The sequence below is a fragment of the Bradyrhizobium uaiense genome, assembly GCF_010811875.1.
GTDB classification, from domain to species: Bacteria; Pseudomonadota; Alphaproteobacteria; order Rhizobiales; family Xanthobacteraceae; genus Bradyrhizobium; species Bradyrhizobium uaiense.
In genome coordinates this window covers 1-244 of the sequence record NZ_VKHP01000954.1, presented here as the reverse complement: position 1 = coordinate 244, position 244 = coordinate 1, and the positions used below count along the sequence as shown (strand labels likewise).

The window sequence follows — 244 nt, the reverse complement described above, 5'->3', positions numbered from 1 at the left end:
GCAAACGAAAAAGCCCGGCGTGAGCCGGGCTTTGGAAAGGGATTACGGACTACTCCGCCGCCTGCGCGTTGATCTCGGCCGAGACCTGGCGGATAGCGCGGGCGAGCTGCTCGGCCGGCTGCGCACCTACACGGTACGTCCAGGCACCGTCGGCGAGATGGTGAAGGCCGCGAGCACGATCTCGCGCGACATCCGCGCCGACAATTTCGGCAAGCTGGAAGGTTACTGGATCACCGAGATCGGT

The 244-nt window shown here is 64.8% G+C and carries 1 pseudogene; it reads right to left on the bottom strand.

The features are described 5' to 3' along the window. Nucleotides 1-49 precede the first annotated feature (49 nt). Nucleotides 50-127, bottom strand: a pseudogene (locus FNJ47_RS55245) (disulfide bond formation protein DsbA); the annotation flags it as partial. Nucleotides 128-244: the final 117 nt, after the last annotated feature.